Genomic DNA, 15,158 nt, shown 5'->3' on the forward strand with positions numbered 1-15,158 from the left:
CCTGGGCTGCGGCGGCGCCTCCTGCGATGCCGCAACCTCAGGCAGTCTCTTGCTACACAAAGCACACCTCGTTCCAGTAGGCTTCTCGCGTCCTGCGTCGCTCAGTATGTCTTATCATGACGGAACCACCGGGTTTCCACGTTGCCAATGTCCACGCCGTAGAGGCTGGCCACCGGCAGGATCGCCTCCATGACGCGTTGAGTATCTTGCTGTCCGGCTTCACCGTTGGACAAAAAAGCCAGCCAGCCCGTTAACCGTTGCCACAATGCCACTTTCGTTTTCTCCTCTGTCGGGAAGCGAATCGCCTGGGTCTATTTCAACCACAGTTGGCCGGGCGCGGGAAATATTAATTCCGAATTTGCAATCCTGGCTGGCGCATATTACGCCCGGTCCTGTCACCCTCACCCTGGCCCTCTCCCTGAGGAAGAAGGGGCCGCCCGGCAGTCGTGACTGCGCCGGTAAAACGCTACCAGCGCATAAAGAATACCCACATGTTTGTTAAGTTCTTTTTCGTTATAGATAAGAATTTTTTCTTCTTTGCCGCCGACGGGCAATGTGTGGGAGCGTGATGTCCACAAAACAAAACAGGGATTCAGGGGAAAAAATATGCGCAACAAAACCACAAAAATCGCACTGGCGCTGGGTATGCTGCTGCTCGCCTCGCAGGCGCAGGCCGACCAGCTGGCTGACATCAAAGCCGCCGGCGTCGTGAAAGTCGCCACCTTTGACGCCAACCCGCCGTTCGGCTCCGTGGACGCCAAAACCCACCATATCGTCGGCTACGACGTCGACTTTGCCCAGGCGCTGGCGAAAGCGCTCGGCGTCAAACTCGAACTGGTGGCCACTAACCCGGCCAACCGTATTCCGCTGCTGCAGTCCGGCAAAGCCGACCTGATCGTCGCCGACATTACCATCACCCCGGAGCGGGCCCAGGTTATTGATTTCTCAACGCCGTATTTCGTCACCGGCCAGCAGTTCCTCGTGCCGGCCGGCTCTCCGGATAAGCTTGATGAGTACAGCAAAGCGCGCATCGGCGCGGTGAAAGGCACCACCGGCGAACAGGCGCTGCACCAGCGTTTCCCGCAGGCTCGCGTCCTCTCCTATGACGATATTCCGCTGGCCCTGACCGCCCTGCGCAACGGCAACGTGCAGGCCATCACCCAGGACAGCACCATCCTTGCCGGTCTGCTGGCGGAAGCGCCGGATAAAGCCAAGTTTAAAATTCTGCCCGACCTGCTCAGCAAAGAAGAGATTGGCGTGGGGGTGAAGAAAGGCGAACCGGCCCTGCTGAAGGCCGTCAACGATGAGCTGGTGAAGCTGGAGAAAACCGGCGAAGCCGCGAAAATTTACGATGTCTGGTTTGGCCCTGCCACTAAAACGCCGCAGCCGCGCGCCTTTACCATAGAAGCGAAATAATATGTTCTCGGGTTTATTCTCCCACTCCGCGGCCCCGGCCGCGGATTTTTCACGTCTGCAGCGCGCCAGCATTACCTTTCGTGAGGTGGCCAAGCGCTACGGCGATCATCAGGTGCTCAACGCCATCAACCTGCAGGTCGATCCCGGCGAAGTGGTGGCGATCCTCGGCCCTTCTGGATCGGGAAAATCGACGCTGATCCGCCTGATCAACCAGCTCGAATCCTTAAGCGGCGGCGAGATCCTGATCGACGGCAAACCCACCAGCCGGCTGAGCGGCAGCGCCTTGCGCCAGCTGCGCAGCCGCGTCGGCTTTGTCTTCCAGCAGTTCAACCTTTACGCCCACCTGACGGCGCAGGAGAACATCACGCTGGCGCTGGAGCGCGTCCACGGCTGGGGAAAAAGCGCGGCACAGGAGCGGGCGCTGGCGCTGCTGCGTCAGGTCGGGCTGGAGGAGAAAGCGCAGCAGATGCCGGCGCAGCTCTCCGGCGGCCAGCAGCAGCGGGTGGCGATCGCCCGCGCCCTGGCCTCTTCGCCGCAGATTATCCTGTTCGATGAGCCCACTTCGGCGCTCGACCCGGAGATGATCGGCGAAGTGCTGCAGGTGATGAAAAACCTCGCCCACAGCGGGATCACCATGCTGGTGGTGACCCACGAGATGCAGTTTGCCCGCGAAATTGCCGACCGGGTGGTGTTTATCGACGGCGGCGATATTCTCGAGGTCGCCCCGCCGGCTGAGTTTTTCGCCCATCCGCAGCATGCCCGTGCGCGGCGTTTTCTGCAGAAGGTGCTGGATCCGCTGCACCAGGAGAGCCTCGAGTGACGCCGATGCTTGACTGGCACGGCGTCCTGAGCGGACAGCCGTTGCAATGGATTATCTCTGGTTTTCTCACCACCGTCTGGGTCAGCGTCGCCGGGATCCTCCTCGCCACTGCGCTGGCGGTTCTGCTGCTGGCCCTGCGTCTCGGCGGCGGCCGCGCGGGGCGCGGGCTGGTGGCCGCGTGGGTCTCGCTGTTTCGCAACACCCCGCTGCTGGTCCAGCTGCTGTTCTGGTACTTTGCCGCCTGGAACCTGCTGCCGCTGGCGGTGAAGAACGTGGTGAACGACGAGCACGCCTGGTCCATTCTGCCGGGCAACGTCTGGTGGCTGACGCCGGAGTTCCTCTGCTCAATGTGGGGGCTGGGGGTCTTTACCTCCGCCTTTCTGGTGGAAGAGATCGCCTCCGGACTGCGCGCCGTCAGCCACGGGCAGCGGGAAGCCGCGCTGTCGCAGGGCTTTACGCCGTGGCAGGAGCTGCGCTTTATCCTTCTGCCGCAGGGGCTGGCCAACGCCTGGCAGCCGATTGTCGGCCAGTATCTCAACCTGATGAAACTCTCATCGCTGGCCAGCGGCATCGGCTTTGCGGAACTGACCTATCAGGTGCGGCAGATTGAGAGCTATAACGCGCACGCCCTGGAGGCTTTTGCCGTCGGCACCGCGCTGTATCTGGCGCTGGGGGTGGCGATGGGCGTGGCGCTAACGCGTCTCAGCCCGGGAAGAAAACTGCAACGGAGCGCCCAACATGAACGCTAATCTGGCGGTGATCGCCGATAACCTCGATTACCTGCTGTGGGGCCGACTGGCGGAGGGCCAGCCCGGCGGCGTGGCGCTGACCCTGCTGATGGCTATCGGCGCCACCCTGCTGGCGCTGCCGGGAGGCATTGCGCTGGCGGGCCTGGCCTGGCGCTACGGCGGGCTGGTGCGGCGTCTGTTGTTTCTGTGGGCGGAAATTATCCGCGGCATCCCGCTGATATTTGTCATCTTCTGGCTGTGGTATCTGCTGCCGATGCTGACCGGCGGCGATCTGCCCGGCGCGGTGACCGTGACCCTGGCGCTGGCGTGGTTTACCGCCGCCTCGGTGATGCACTCGGTGCTGGCCGGGCTGCAGTCGCTGCCGAAAGGACAGTATGAGGCGGCGTTGACCCAGGGGTTCGCCCCCGGGCAAACGCTGCGCCTGGTGCTGCTCCCACAGGCGCTGCGCAACGTTCAGCCCTCGCTGGTGGGGATCTTTATCGGCCTGCTGAAAGACACGTCGCTGGCGTTTATCGTCAACGTCCCGGAGCTGACCACCGTGGCCGGCCAGGTCAACAACCGGGTGCAAATCTATCCCCTGGCGATCTTCGTCTTCACCGGCGCGGTGTACTACCTGCTGTGCTGCGGTCTGAGCCTGCTGGCCAGCCGGCGCTTTACCCGCCGCGCGGCCGCCGGGTAAGGTTCACTCCGCGGGGCGGGGCTTCAGCGGGCAGGTATCGCTGATCTTAATAAATTTGTCGTTATAGACCAGATAGTGGTTCCCCGGCTGGCGCAGCGCCGGCTGGCGAACCACGTTCCCGGGACGCAGATACCACGCGTCCCCCTCCTCTTCGGTCGAATCGCATCCTGGCTTAATCAGCAGCTTAAACCAGGTATTGCCGGTATTGCTCACCGTCCCGGCCACCTTATCGAAAGACCATTTAAACTGCACCTCGCGCGGGCGCACCACCAGAATGGTATCCATCACCACCACCGGCTCCATGCTGACCTCGCCGCCGGTCGGGCCGCGCCTCGTCAGGTTGCGGGTGGGGATTTCGCGAAACGAGACCCGATAATAGCGCTCGCGATTGTCCCGCGGGCCATGATAGTAAAATTTGAAGTATTCGCTCTCCCCGGCCTGCAGCGCCAGCTGACGGGGGGCGAACAGCAGCTCGCCATCCACCGGCCGGGAGCGCACTTCGCTGCCGCCCGGGCGATCGATGGCGCTGACGGCGATGCGGTACAGCCGCGCGCTTTTATTGTTGTTGACCACCCGTTTGCTGGCGAAATCCGCTTCAGCCGGCAGGGAAAAGGTCAGGTTGCCGACCGAGATAGCCTGCGACAGCGGAGCCACCAGCAGGCAGCCCACCGTCAGCAGGGCCTTAGTTAATGTTGCGCCACGTCGCCTGGACATGAATCTCTCCTGAAGCGCTGACTTCGCCAAACCAGCCATTATCATCTACCGTCCGCAGCGAAATGGCGTTATCCATCGGAATCGAGAATTTCACCGTGGTCTTATCCATCTGCCCCACTTCGCCGGAGATATCGGTCCACGGCGTGGTCAGCCACAGCGCATCGGTCATATCCCGCCAGCTGTCATCGCACCCGGCGTCGTAGGTCTGCGTCGCGCCGCTGCGGGTGATAAAAGAGAGCGTCGCCGGGAACGGCACTTTCGCCGTACCGTCATCGGAGCTAAAGAGACAGTAGGAGCGCCCGCCAATCACCTGCGCCGGTCCGGTCACTTTGATCAGCACTTCGTCGGCGGCCGTTTTACCGCTGGTGGTGACGATGTAGCCGAAATCGAGCGCCGGTTCGCCGCTGCCGACATACCCCTCCCGCGACGGCGCCGAGGTATATTCGTCGGAGATAATGCTGATGCTGAAATCACGGGGCTTGATAATCAGCGTGTTGGAGGTGGAAAACTCATACCAGCCTGACTCCGGCGAGGTGGTGTTCTGGAAGCGAAAGTTGAACAGATCCTTGGTATTGATATCGCTGATCCCGAGATTCACCATCTGCTTAAAGAAGTTGCTGGAGAAGAACACATAGATTGCGTCTGAGCTCTTCATCTCGTTGAAGGTGTAGTAATAGGCGGTATTGCTCACCGGCTTCCATGAGCTGCCGTTGAGGCTGAACTGCATATCGTACGCCCCGACGGCCGAGGCCAGCGACGAGTTGGCGATCGCCGGGAAAATATGGATCGAGGTGTTGCTTAACCCATTGGTCTGCAAGGTATAGTTGACCATCTTACAGCTTAATCCTGAACGGCTGCCGATAGTCTGTGTCCGGCAGTCGGCGTTCCCTTCCCCAAGGGTTGGCACGCCATCGCTGTTGATAAACACCTCCGCCAGCGAGTGGGTGTTTATCAACCGCAGGCTCGCGGCTTTGGTGTGGGTGACGTTGCGCACATACCAGTTGCCGGAGGCCTGATCCTTACAGCGCGCGCCGCTGCTGGCGTCGTAGTTCACCGAGGTCTGGCAGGCATTGATGGTCATCGTGAAGCTGCCGCCGACCGGCATCTGCTGCAGATACTGATAGAAGGCGTCCGACATCATACCGTGCATCCACTTCGCGCCGCCGCTGGTCACCGTCGCGCCATAGAACCCGCTGGCGTCGGTGGTTTGCGGCAGGATCAGACTGGTGGCCATATCGCACCCGGCGTACCAGTTGATGCAGCGCAGGCCGGTTAAGGGGTGCGAAACCGGCGAGTTTTCCAGCCACATATCAAACTTCCAGTTGGCATTGAGCCCGGTGTTGTAGCCGTTATCGATATAGCCGAGACTCTGCTGATAGATGGTCCCGGAGCCGGTGTATTTTAAGCCGGTCCAGCGGTTGGCGCCGGTCATGCGCGGATCCAGCGCCCCGCCGGGGGTGACGAAAAAGTTGTCGTCGGAGTTGTTTTCCACAAACACAAACTCGCGCGCCGGCGCATCCGACCACGTGGTCTTCGACACCGCCGCCCTGAGCGCGGCCGCCGGCCAGAGCAGCGCGAGGATCGCCAGGGCGATTAAGGGGTTAACTTTCATTCTCTTCTCCTGTCTGCTGCGCCGCCGCCCACGACGAGAGGCCGCTGCAAACCACATCCCCCACCCAGACGGCGCCGCGCGCCTGGCTGAGCTCCAGCGCCACTTCGCAGGTTTTATTGCCGCCGTAGCTGAAATCGATCGTGGGGTATTTCTTATCCACATCCATGACGAACTCGCCGTTTTCATCGGTACGGGTACGGCCGATATGGTTGTTAATCCGCGCATTCGCCAGCAGCGTGCCGTCTTCCGCCCGAATACGACCGGAGACGGTGACCATCTGCTTCACCTCAGGCTCAATCACCGCCACGTTGCCGGGATAGAGGGTCAGATGACTCTTGCGCCCGCTGACGATGTCGTAACTGTCGAGCGAGTTTTTGCTGTTTTGCAGCTCCACCTCATAGCGTCCATAGGGTGAGAGCGGCAGATAGTTACGCTTGCCGCTGAGCGGGAAGATCCGCCCGTTGACCCTGGCGCTGATCTGACCGTCATCCTCCAGCCCGGTGTTGAAGATCACCCCGGCGTTGCCGTCGGTTCGTCCGCTGGCGGCGATGTTTTTGCCCTGCCAGCCGACGCTGCCGCTGGCGGTGAGGTTGGTGTTGACGTAGCCGTCCGCCGCGCTGTTAACGTTCAGCGTGCCGCTGGCGTAGCGGGCGTCGAACTGGGCATACGCCCCGCCGCTGAGGGTTTTGTCATCCCCGGTATCGCCGGAGATGGCCCGCGACAGATTGGCGCCGATGGTGCGAATGGTGCCTTCATCAAACTGCTTGCGCGCTGAGAGGTTAGCCATGGTGTAGCCGTTCTGATGGGTCATCCCGGCGCTGAACCAGTTGCCCAGCGGCAGCGACAGATCGAGGGCGATATATTTCCCGGTGTTGGCGCTGCTGTCGCCATTGTTATAGCGCTGGATCCCCGCCCGCAGGCCGAGCGAGCCAAAGGCGCCGCTGTAGACCGTCTGATAGTAATCCGCGGTGTAGTAATGGCTGTTGTAGCGACGGTCATCGTTGTAGCTGACGCTGAACGTCCCCAGCTTCGACCACAGCGCGTTGAGGTTGAGGGTGCCGCCGATCGCCCGGTTGTCGGCATCGCTGCGCCGCAACTGATCGCCAATGCGGGTTCTCTCCTGGTTGACCCACACTGAACTAAAGCCCCCCGGCAGCGTGGCGCTGATGCTGCCGACGCTGCTCCACGAGCTGTCGCTGGCCAGCATATTTTGCAGGTTAACGTTGATCGACTCGCCCAGCGGCAGCGTCAGGCGGGTTTCTCCCACCGCCTGGTTGTCGTAGCCATAGCCCGTTGCCGCCCAGCTCAGGGTGCTGAGCGACCCGGAGGCCGAGAGGCCCGCCAGCCAGCTCTCTTTCGCCGGCCGGGTCTTTTTCCCGCTCTCCGACCAGCGATCCATATGAAAACTGCCGCCCCACACCTGCCACGCCAGCGGCGCGCCGGCGCCGCGTCCCCGGCTGAACAGCTTATTGACCCGCTGGGTGCGTTTGCTGACCACCCGCCCGTTGACGATCACCTCGACCTCCACGTCGTAAATACCGTACGGCAGGCCGCGGGTATCCACTTCATGGTTCCCCATGGCGAAGTTCTGGACGCTCAGCAACCGGCCGTCACGAGTGAGATGCACCTCGCCCGCCGCCGGCAGAAAGGCGATCACCGGCGTGGCGGACTGGCTGTTGTCGAAGACGGTGGAGCTGGCCTGGTTCCCCCAGGAAAGGCCGTAAATCTTGCCCGCCGAAATAGCGGTCATCGGCCCCAGGGACTGCAGGTTCCAGGTGTCAAGCATCCCGCCGGCAAAGCGGTGGCCGGCGAAATCACGTTCATACATGGCCTTATATAATTCACTGTCCTGCTGACCGCTGCCGATCCCGTACAGCGAGCCGTCGAGCACCACATGATGCTCACGCAGCGCCGTGACGTTGTTCAGCGACAGATAGCTGGAGGTGTTGCTCCCGCCGTTGCGCATCTGGTTGTTATAGACGCCGAGGTTATAGCTCAGGTTGCTGCTGAGGGCGTTGACGCTCGACTGGCCGATGTCTTCGCTGCGCGAGCGCAGCACGGTGCCCAGCGCCTCGCGCTTGACCACCAGCTGCAGCAGCAGCTGGCGCAGGCTGAGATCCAGCTGCGCGCTGTCGGTCAGCGTGATGGTGAGCGCCTCGCTGAACGGGGCGTTGGCGAGGCCAGTCAGCTGCTGGCGGGTCTGTTCGCTGACGCTGGCGTTACCCTCATTGTCCTCCAGCCGGATCTGCCGAACGCGCAGCTGGCCGCCGTCCAGCCAGATAAAGGCGCTGCCGATCCGCTGATCGTCCCGGGTGTCCTGGCTGCCGGCAAGATGAATATAGAGCGGAACGCTCATGCCGTCCTGCAGCGCCTGGCTGAAGGCCTGCGGAATAATCACCCCGCCAATCTGCTGCGCCCCTGGGGCAGCCGCGCTGGCGTCGGGCTGAACGAACAAAAAAAACATGCCGAAGGCAAGCCGTGTTTTCAGTCCTGGGGAAATCCGTTGTAGAGGCATCGTCGTTATCCATCTGCACAGCTGTCTATTTCACGGGAACAAACTGCTCACCCTGCCAAAGCGCAACCCGTCCTTTTTTATCCGCCGTGTCCACGCGCGTAAAACGGCGTGATTTACCCGGCATCAGGTAGTAGTTCTCTTTACACTCCTTACCCTCGGCGGCCTTCAGGCAAGGGCCGTAGGCGAGGATCCGCAGCGTCGCGTTCCCGGTGTTGGTCAGGGAGCCGTTGGCGTACTGAAAGCGGTAGTTCACCTGCCGGGGCGCCACCACCAGGATGGTGCCGATGCGGGCGGAAGCGGTGGCCACCGCGCTGCGGGTGGCGTTATCGCGCTGGGCATCGCTGAGCGCCTGGTCGAACCAGACAATGCGGTAGTAGCGCTCTTTGTCATCCGCCGGGCCTTTGTAGAAGAAGCGGATCACATCGCTGGCCTGGGCGGGTAACAGCAGGCTGGCGGGAGTGAGCAGCACCTCATCCGGTTTATCCATCGGGATAACCTGTCCGTCATCCAGCGGGGAAGAGAGCCGTTCGAGATGGATATTGATCAGCCGGCCGCTGTCGGTGCTGTTCTTGATCGTTTTGCTCAGCGTGCTGCTGCCGCTGTTCATAAAAGATGAGATATCGCCGACATCCAGCGCCTGCGCCGGCGATACTCCGGCAAGCAGCAGCCCGAGGGCCAGAAGGTGCTTTTTCATAACAATTCCGTCCGTGAAAAAAGCAGGGGGAGCCCCCCCTGCTGGTGCATCAGAAGGATCAGCTGGTCCAGGTGGCGTCGAACTGGACGCTAACGTCGCCGCTCCAGATCCCTTCCGGCAGGGTGCTGTAATCGGTCACGGCGGTGGTGCCGTCAGTGGTGCCGCTGATGATAGAGAAGGTGAAACCATCCTGCGCGGTGGTGCGACCGCTGGCGTTGTAGCCATTAGCCAGCGCGCTGAGGTTGCCGCCCAGAATGTTGTTGGCGGTATCGATCATCACGGTATCACCGGTTTTTTCCACCGCTGCGCCGTTATAATCCACGCCCACGCTCAGCGTGGAGCCGGAGGTATCCAGCTGGGTTAAGGTGTTGGTGATAAGACGCGAGGTCAGCTTAAAGGCGGTCGCCGTTGCGTCACCCTCAATTGCCACGTCAAACAGACCTTTCTGTGAGTTAAAACCTTTCACGCCTTCGGCATACTGGAACGCCAGGCTGCCGAGCGGGGTGACGACCAGTTTGCTGGTGGTGTCTTTTTTGGCGGTCGCAGACCAGGTCGCTACAGCCTGAGCCGTTACGTCAGCAGCCTGCGCCACACCCATACCGGTAAACGCCGTTACCAGAGCTATTGCCAGAACCTTTTTTTTCATCGCTTTTTCTTCCTGAGTTGAATTAAGGACATGATGTCCCGGTGAACCATTCAAAAATTAACTTGCCTGGGTGTTACTGAACTAACTTATATATTTTGGAATACAGCTTGGCCTCAGCATTGCGCCGATGGGTATACACTGTCTTCACGCTACAATTTTCAATTCTGGCGATCGATTTCGGCTGCATGCCCTGGGCGGTCATGCGGATAATTTTCATTTCCCGGTCTGTAATTTTATCTTTCTTAATATCTTTACGGAGAAACCTGCCATTAATCACATAGGCCAGCTCTTTTCGAATATCGCGACTCAGGCCAACATATACCACGCCGCGAATATCGCTATTGTAATACCAGTAATTCGCTAAGGCCTCTGACTTTCTGGCCGCAATTAATACGACCTGTTTCCCCTTTACCGCGGATAGCCATTCGCTGTCGCGCCTGATAAATTCGTTTAACGAAGCCGTATTGAGATTGATAAACACGAAATCTCTTCTGATTTTCTCTAGCGACAGATAAATTAATTCGTCGATATCTACAATCAGTTCGGATAATCCTTTATAGAAGTAGGAGTCATGGGCAGACCAAATATACTTATCGGAACAGCTTTTATATTCCATATAGTTTTTAACCTCATAGTCCTTGAAGTAATCATTTTTACAACGTCACTGCTTGCCAGGCCTATAAAGTTAACTGGCGTATTCCATTCCTTTAATAAATCGCCATTAAATAAGACACGCATCACCTATCAATATTGGATAAGCGGGGTTAAACTATAATTATTTTCTGCTTGGCGTTGAATTTAAGTTTTTTCCTATAGAGTGTCAACATGCGGAAAGGCAATGAATTTCGCGCCCAGGTCAATATTTACAAAAACTGAAAATATCGTTTTTTTGAGGAAAGAAAAAAGACATTTATTTTCATGAGGTTATTGACAATATTACCGTCGATTCTTATCTGAATTTTATATTACCCAGGATCTTCACCCTATTATGTTAGGAATATTCTTAATGGAGGATAGAATGAAGTTGTCGAATAAACCAAATTTATTAAAAAATAAAGAATATAAATCCAAAAACAAGCAACAACCAGGATGATTCACCAATACATAAGACTCATGAATAGATTAACCTGCCGCACAAAATAGTTATGTATATGTTAATACCTGCGGAATGTTGAATGCTAAACAAAGGCAGACGCATTATCTATTCGATATAACAGTTCTCATCAGCAAGATTAAGCGAAGATTGACGAGGGTTCCTGCCGTCAAGGGGCGCCTGTCTTCGCGCCCCCGAAAGCATAGCCGCTTTTCGGCGCTTCGCCAGCGCGCCACGCGCGCGCGGGTGGACCGCTCACCGCCGCCCTTTCCCGCCTGTTCACGGTTTGTTCGCAATACCATCATCGAAATTTCACATAAAGACCTATTAATAGTGGCCAGTTAATGACGAACCTGGACACTCTTATGAACAGCTCTCTTGCCGCGGTGGCCGAAACTGATTTCCAGCCGTTCAGCGATCTCAATGCCGGCCGGCAGCGGAAGGTCTTAAGCGTGCGTAACCTGAGTAAAGCCTACGAGGCTCAGCACAAGGTGCTGGACGGCATCAGCTTTGATCTGCACGCCGGTGAAATGGTCGGGGTTATTGGCCGCTCCGGAGCCGGTAAATCGACGCTCCTGCATGTTCTCAATGGCACCCACAGCGCCAGCGGCGGCGAAATTCTTAGCTACCCGGAAGTCGGTACCCCGCACGATGTCTCCCGGCTGAAAGGCCGCGCGCTCAACGCCTGGCGCAGCCACTGCGGGATGATCTTCCAGGACTTCTGCCTGGTGCCGCGCCTCGACGTACTCACCAACGTTCTGCTGGGCCGCCTCAGCCAGACTTCAACCCTGAAATCGCTGTTTAAAATCTTTCCCGCAGCCGACCGGGCGCGCGCCATTGCGCTGCTTGAATGGATGAACATGCTGCCGCACGCGCTGCAGCGGGCGGAGAACCTCTCCGGCGGGCAGATGCAGCGGGTGGCGATCTGCCGGGCGCTGATGCAAAACCCCGGGATCTTGCTGGCCGACGAGCCTGTCGCCTCGCTGGATCCGAAAAACACCCAGCGCATCATGGATGTGCTGCGCGAGATTAGCGAGCAGGGCATCAGCGTGATGGTCAACCTGCATTCGGTGGAGCTGGTCAGGTCCTACTGCACCCGGGTTATCGGCGTCGCCAGCGGACAGCTTATTTTTGACGATCACCCCGCCCGGCTGACGCAGGATGTACTGCAGCAGCTGTACGGCGATGACGTTAGCCAATTGCATTAATTTCACTCACACGGGCAACATAATGAAAAAATATATGACTGGCGCAGTTCGTTTATCCGCAATGGTCGCGGGCATGATGATGGCATGGCAGGCAGCGGCGGCGCAGCCGAAAGAGCTGAACCTGGGCATTCTCGGCGGCCAGAACGCCACCCAGCAAATCGGCGATAACCAGTGCGTGAAGACCTTCCTCGATAAAGAGCTAAACGTGGATACCAAACTGCGTAACTCTTCCGACTATTCCGGGGTGATTCAGGGTCTGCTGGGGGGTAAAGTCGACGTGGTGCTGAGCATGTCCCCCTCCTCTTACGCCTCGGTTTATCTCAACAACCCGAAAGCGGTGGATATCGTCGGCATCGCCGTGGACGACAAAGATCAGTCTCGCGGCTATCACTCGGTGGTGATTGTCAAAGCCGACTCCCCGTATAAAACGCTGGACGATTTAAAAGGCAAAGCCTTTGGCTTCGCCGACCCGGATTCCACTTCCGGGTATCTGATCCCTAACCATGCGTTTAAAGAAAAATTTGGCGGCAACGCCGACAATAAATACAACAACACCTTCTCCAGCGTCACCTTCTCCGGTGGCCACGAGCAGGACATCCTCGGCGTGCTGAATGGCCAGTTCGCGGGGGCGGTGACCTGGGCCTCGATGGTTGGCGATTACAACACCGGCTACACCACCGGCGCATTCAACCGCCTGATTCGCATGGATCATCCGGATCTGATGAAGCAGATCCGCATTATCTGGCAATCGCCGCTGATCCCGAACGGCCCGATCCTGGTGAGCAATGCGCTGCCGGCGGACTTTAAGGCGAAGGTCGTGGCGGCGGTGAAAAAACTGGATACTGAGGATCACGCCTGCTTTATCAAAGCGATGGGCGGTACGCAGCACATCGGCCCGGGCAGCGTGGCTGATTTCCAGCAGATTATCGATATGAAACGCGAGCTGGTGAGCGCGCGTTAATCCTGCCTCAACGCCGCCGGCTTGCCCTGAGGTGAGCGGCGGCGCTACGTTGAAGATCCCCGACGCATGAAGACGACCCACATCGAATTTGAACGCTATTACCAGCAGGTACGCTCGCGGCAAAAGCGCGATGCCGTCTGCTGGTCGCTGCTGTTGCTGGCGCTCTATTTTGCCGCCGGCAGCGCCGCGGAATTTAATCTGCTGACTATCTGGCACTCGCTGCCCCACTTCCTGGACTATATGGCAGAGACCATTCCGCCCCTGAGCGCCGGCAACCTGTTCGCCGACGTGCAGACCAAAGGGTCGCTGGCCTGGTGGGGCTATCGCCTGCCGATCCAGCTGCCGCTGATCTGGGAAACCCTGCAGCTGTCGCTGGCCTCAACCCTGGTGGCGGTCGCCATTGCCACGGTTTTCGCGTTTCTCGCCGCCAATAACGCCTGGTCCCCGGCGCCGGTGCGCTTTGCCATTCGCGTGCTGGTGGCGTTTTTGCGCACCATGCCCGAGCTGGCGTGGGCGGTGATCTTTGTGATGGCGTTCGGCATCGGCGCGATCCCGGGCTTTCTGGCGCTCATGCTGCATACCGTCGGCAGTCTGACCAAACTGTTCTACGAGGCGGTGGAAAGCGCGCAAAACAAACCGGTACGCGGCCTGGCGGCCTGCGGCGCATCGCCGCTGCAGAAAATTCGCTTCGCCCTGTGGCCGCAGGTGAAGCCGCTGTTTCTCTCCTACGGCTTTATGCGGCTTGAAATCAACTTCCGCTCGTCGACCATTCTCGGGCTGGTGGGCGCGGGCGGCATCGGCCAGGAGCTGATGACCAACATCAAGCTCGACCGTTACGATCAGGTGAGCATCACCCTGTTGCTGATCATTCTGGTGGTGTCGGCGCTGGACATGCTGTCCGGTCGTCTGCGCCTGTGGGTACTGGAGGGTAAGAAATGAGCGTCTGGCACATGCAACCGGATATCGCCGCCAGCCGTCGGCAGCATAAACAGCTCTATCAGGTCCAGGGGCGCTACCTGCGCTACGTCGGGCTGGTGGCGCTGGCCTGCGTGCTCTATTACGTCTGGTTTTTTCTGCAGTTCGGCATCAGCGGCGAACAGCTGACCACCGGCCTGCAGCAGATTGGCCGCTATCTGGCGCGGATGTTCGTCTGGCACGACTTCTGGAACTGGCCGTTCGGCTATTACTTCACTCAAATCGGCATTACCCTGGCTATCGTCTTCGCCGGGACGCTCACCGCCACGGTGCTGGCGCTGCTGCTCTCCTTCTTCGCCGCCCGCAACATCATGCGCGGCGTGGTGCTGGGGACCCTCGCCCTGCTGATGCGCCGCCTGTTTGATGTGCTGCGCGGGATCGACATGGCTATCTGGGGGCTGATTTTCGTGCGCGCGGTAGGCCTCGGGCCGCTGGCCGGGGTGCTGGCGATCATCATGCAGGACACCGGTCTGCTGGGACGGTTGTACGCGGAAGGACACGAAGCCGTGGACCGCTCCCCCGGGCGCGGGCTGACCGCCGTGGGCGCGAACGGCCTGCAAAAGCATCGTTTTGGCATTTTTACCCAGTCGTTCCCGACCTTCCTCGCGCTGAGCCTGTACCAGATTGAATCCAACACCCGCTCCGCGGCGGTGCTGGGCTTCGTCGGCGCCGGCGGTATCGGGCTTATCTATGCCGAGAATATGCGCCTGTGGAACTGGGATGTGGTGATGTTTATCACGCTGCTGCTGGTGGCCGTGGTGATGATCATGGACACCCTCTCCGCCTGGCTGCGCCGTCGCTATATCGGCGGCGCCGTAGTGCCGCTGTATCAGGAGGAACGCTAGCGCGCCTTTGTGCCGGGTGGCGGCTGCGCCTTGCCCGGCCTGGAGGATCCTCTCACAGGCTCACACCCCGTAGGCCCGTGCAAGCGCAGCGCCGCCGGGCAACGACCACCGGCACGAAGCCGCCTTTATGCCGGGTGGCGGCTGCGCCTTACCCGGCCTACGTTCTTACGACCTGTCGTTAATTTATTCACCATTGTTGCTGAAACTGCCGGTGCTGGCGGCCTCAAAATC

At 59.3% G+C, this 15,158-nt stretch carries 15 protein-coding genes; 8 read left to right on the forward strand and 7 right to left on the reverse strand.

Going from position 1 to position 15,158, the window contains the following annotated elements; genetic code table 11:
* Positions 1–101: 101 nt before the first annotated feature.
* Positions 102–272 carry a hypothetical protein gene (locus ACOI6Z_RS12150; RefSeq protein ID WP_002890108.1) on the reverse strand — a complete coding sequence of 57 codons (171 nt, stop codon included), beginning with the start codon at positions 270–272 and terminating at the stop codon, positions 102–104.
* Between the two features lie 334 nt (positions 273–606).
* On the opposite strand from ACOI6Z_RS12150, the gene ACOI6Z_RS12155 reads away from it, so the two are divergent.
* From ACOI6Z_RS12155 to ACOI6Z_RS12170, 4 genes are read left to right on the forward strand one after another with little or no spacing between them, the layout of a single operon-like run.
* Positions 607–1,416, forward strand: coding sequence for an ABC transporter substrate-binding protein (locus tag ACOI6Z_RS12155; RefSeq protein WP_002890106.1), 810 nt, complete (start codon positions 607–609; stop codon positions 1,414–1,416).
* 1 nt (position 1,417) lies between these two features.
* Entirely contained in the window at positions 1,418–2,236 is an 819-nt protein-coding gene (locus ACOI6Z_RS12160; RefSeq protein WP_023288551.1) for an amino acid ABC transporter ATP-binding protein, read from the forward strand.
* Entirely contained in the window at positions 2,233–2,985 is a 753-nt protein-coding gene (locus tag ACOI6Z_RS12165; RefSeq protein ID WP_065812706.1) for an amino acid ABC transporter permease, read from the forward strand. Before ACOI6Z_RS12160 ends, ACOI6Z_RS12165 begins: the two co-directional genes overlap by 4 nt.
* On the forward strand, positions 2,975–3,664 hold the full coding sequence (locus ACOI6Z_RS12170; RefSeq protein ID WP_065812707.1) for an amino acid ABC transporter permease: 690 nt from the start codon (positions 2,975–2,977) through the stop codon (positions 3,662–3,664). The genes ACOI6Z_RS12165 and ACOI6Z_RS12170 overlap by 11 nt, the downstream gene beginning before the upstream one ends.
* A 3-nt stretch (positions 3,665–3,667) precedes the next feature.
* Here ACOI6Z_RS12170 and ACOI6Z_RS12175 read toward each other — a convergent pair whose 3' ends face one another.
* From ACOI6Z_RS12175 to ecpR, 6 genes are all read right to left on the reverse strand, one after another.
* Complete coding sequence (locus tag ACOI6Z_RS12175; RefSeq protein ID WP_117128711.1) at positions 3,668–4,378, reverse strand: fimbria/pilus periplasmic chaperone; 711 nt, start codon at positions 4,376–4,378, stop codon at positions 3,668–3,670.
* Positions 4,347–5,990, reverse strand: a complete 1,644-nt coding sequence (ecpD, locus tag ACOI6Z_RS12180) for a fimbrial adhesin EcpD (RefSeq protein WP_044521199.1) — start codon at positions 5,988–5,990, stop codon at positions 4,347–4,349. The genes ACOI6Z_RS12175 and ecpD overlap by 32 nt, the downstream gene beginning before the upstream one ends.
* The gene (locus tag ACOI6Z_RS12185; protein ID WP_023288547.1) at positions 5,980–8,505 is read right to left on the reverse strand and encodes a fimbrial biogenesis outer membrane usher protein; all 2,526 of its coding nucleotides are present in this window, start codon (positions 8,503–8,505) and stop codon (positions 5,980–5,982) included. Before ACOI6Z_RS12185 ends, ecpD begins: the two co-directional genes overlap by 11 nt.
* 25 nt (positions 8,506–8,530) lie before the next feature.
* Complete coding sequence (locus ACOI6Z_RS12190) at positions 8,531–9,199, reverse strand: hypothetical protein (RefSeq protein WP_023288546.1); 669 nt, start codon at positions 9,197–9,199, stop codon at positions 8,531–8,533.
* Between the two features lie 58 nt (positions 9,200–9,257).
* Positions 9,258–9,845, reverse strand: a complete 588-nt coding sequence (gene ecpA, locus ACOI6Z_RS12195) for a common pilus major fimbrillin subunit EcpA (protein WP_023288545.1) — start codon at positions 9,843–9,845, stop codon at positions 9,258–9,260.
* Positions 9,846–9,918: 73 nt separating this feature from the next.
* Positions 9,919–10,461, reverse strand: a complete 543-nt coding sequence (gene ecpR / locus ACOI6Z_RS12200) for an ECP biosynthesis operon DNA-binding transcriptional regulator EcpR (protein WP_023288544.1) — start codon at positions 10,459–10,461, stop codon at positions 9,919–9,921.
* Between the two features lie 842 nt (positions 10,462–11,303).
* Between ecpR and phnC the strand changes: the two genes are divergently transcribed.
* From phnC to phnE (ACOI6Z_RS12220), 4 genes are all read left to right on the forward strand, one after another.
* On the forward strand, positions 11,304–12,146 hold the full coding sequence (phnC, locus tag ACOI6Z_RS12205; protein WP_065812709.1) for a phosphonate ABC transporter ATP-binding protein: 843 nt from the start codon (positions 11,304–11,306) through the stop codon (positions 12,144–12,146).
* A gap of 22 nt (positions 12,147–12,168) precedes the next feature.
* A complete protein-coding gene (gene phnD, locus ACOI6Z_RS12210; protein WP_032428601.1) occupies positions 12,169–13,107 on the forward strand; it encodes a phosphonate ABC transporter substrate-binding protein in 939 nt (312 codons plus the stop codon).
* 66 nt (positions 13,108–13,173) lie between these two features.
* The gene (phnE, locus tag ACOI6Z_RS12215) at positions 13,174–14,046 is read left to right on the forward strand and encodes a phosphonate ABC transporter, permease protein PhnE (RefSeq protein WP_420687352.1); all 873 of its coding nucleotides are present in this window, start codon (positions 13,174–13,176) and stop codon (positions 14,044–14,046) included.
* Positions 14,043–14,927 (forward strand): phosphonate ABC transporter, permease protein PhnE, encoded by an 885-nt coding sequence (gene phnE / locus ACOI6Z_RS12220; RefSeq protein WP_032453207.1) that lies wholly within the window; start codon positions 14,043–14,045, stop codon positions 14,925–14,927. The genes phnE (ACOI6Z_RS12215) and phnE (ACOI6Z_RS12220) overlap by 4 nt, the downstream gene beginning before the upstream one ends.
* Positions 14,928–15,158 lie beyond the last annotated feature (231 nt).

Source organism: Klebsiella sp. C239 (genome assembly GCF_048822715.1).
In the GTDB taxonomy this organism is placed as follows: Bacteria; Pseudomonadota; Gammaproteobacteria; order Enterobacterales; family Enterobacteriaceae; genus Klebsiella; species Klebsiella quasipneumoniae.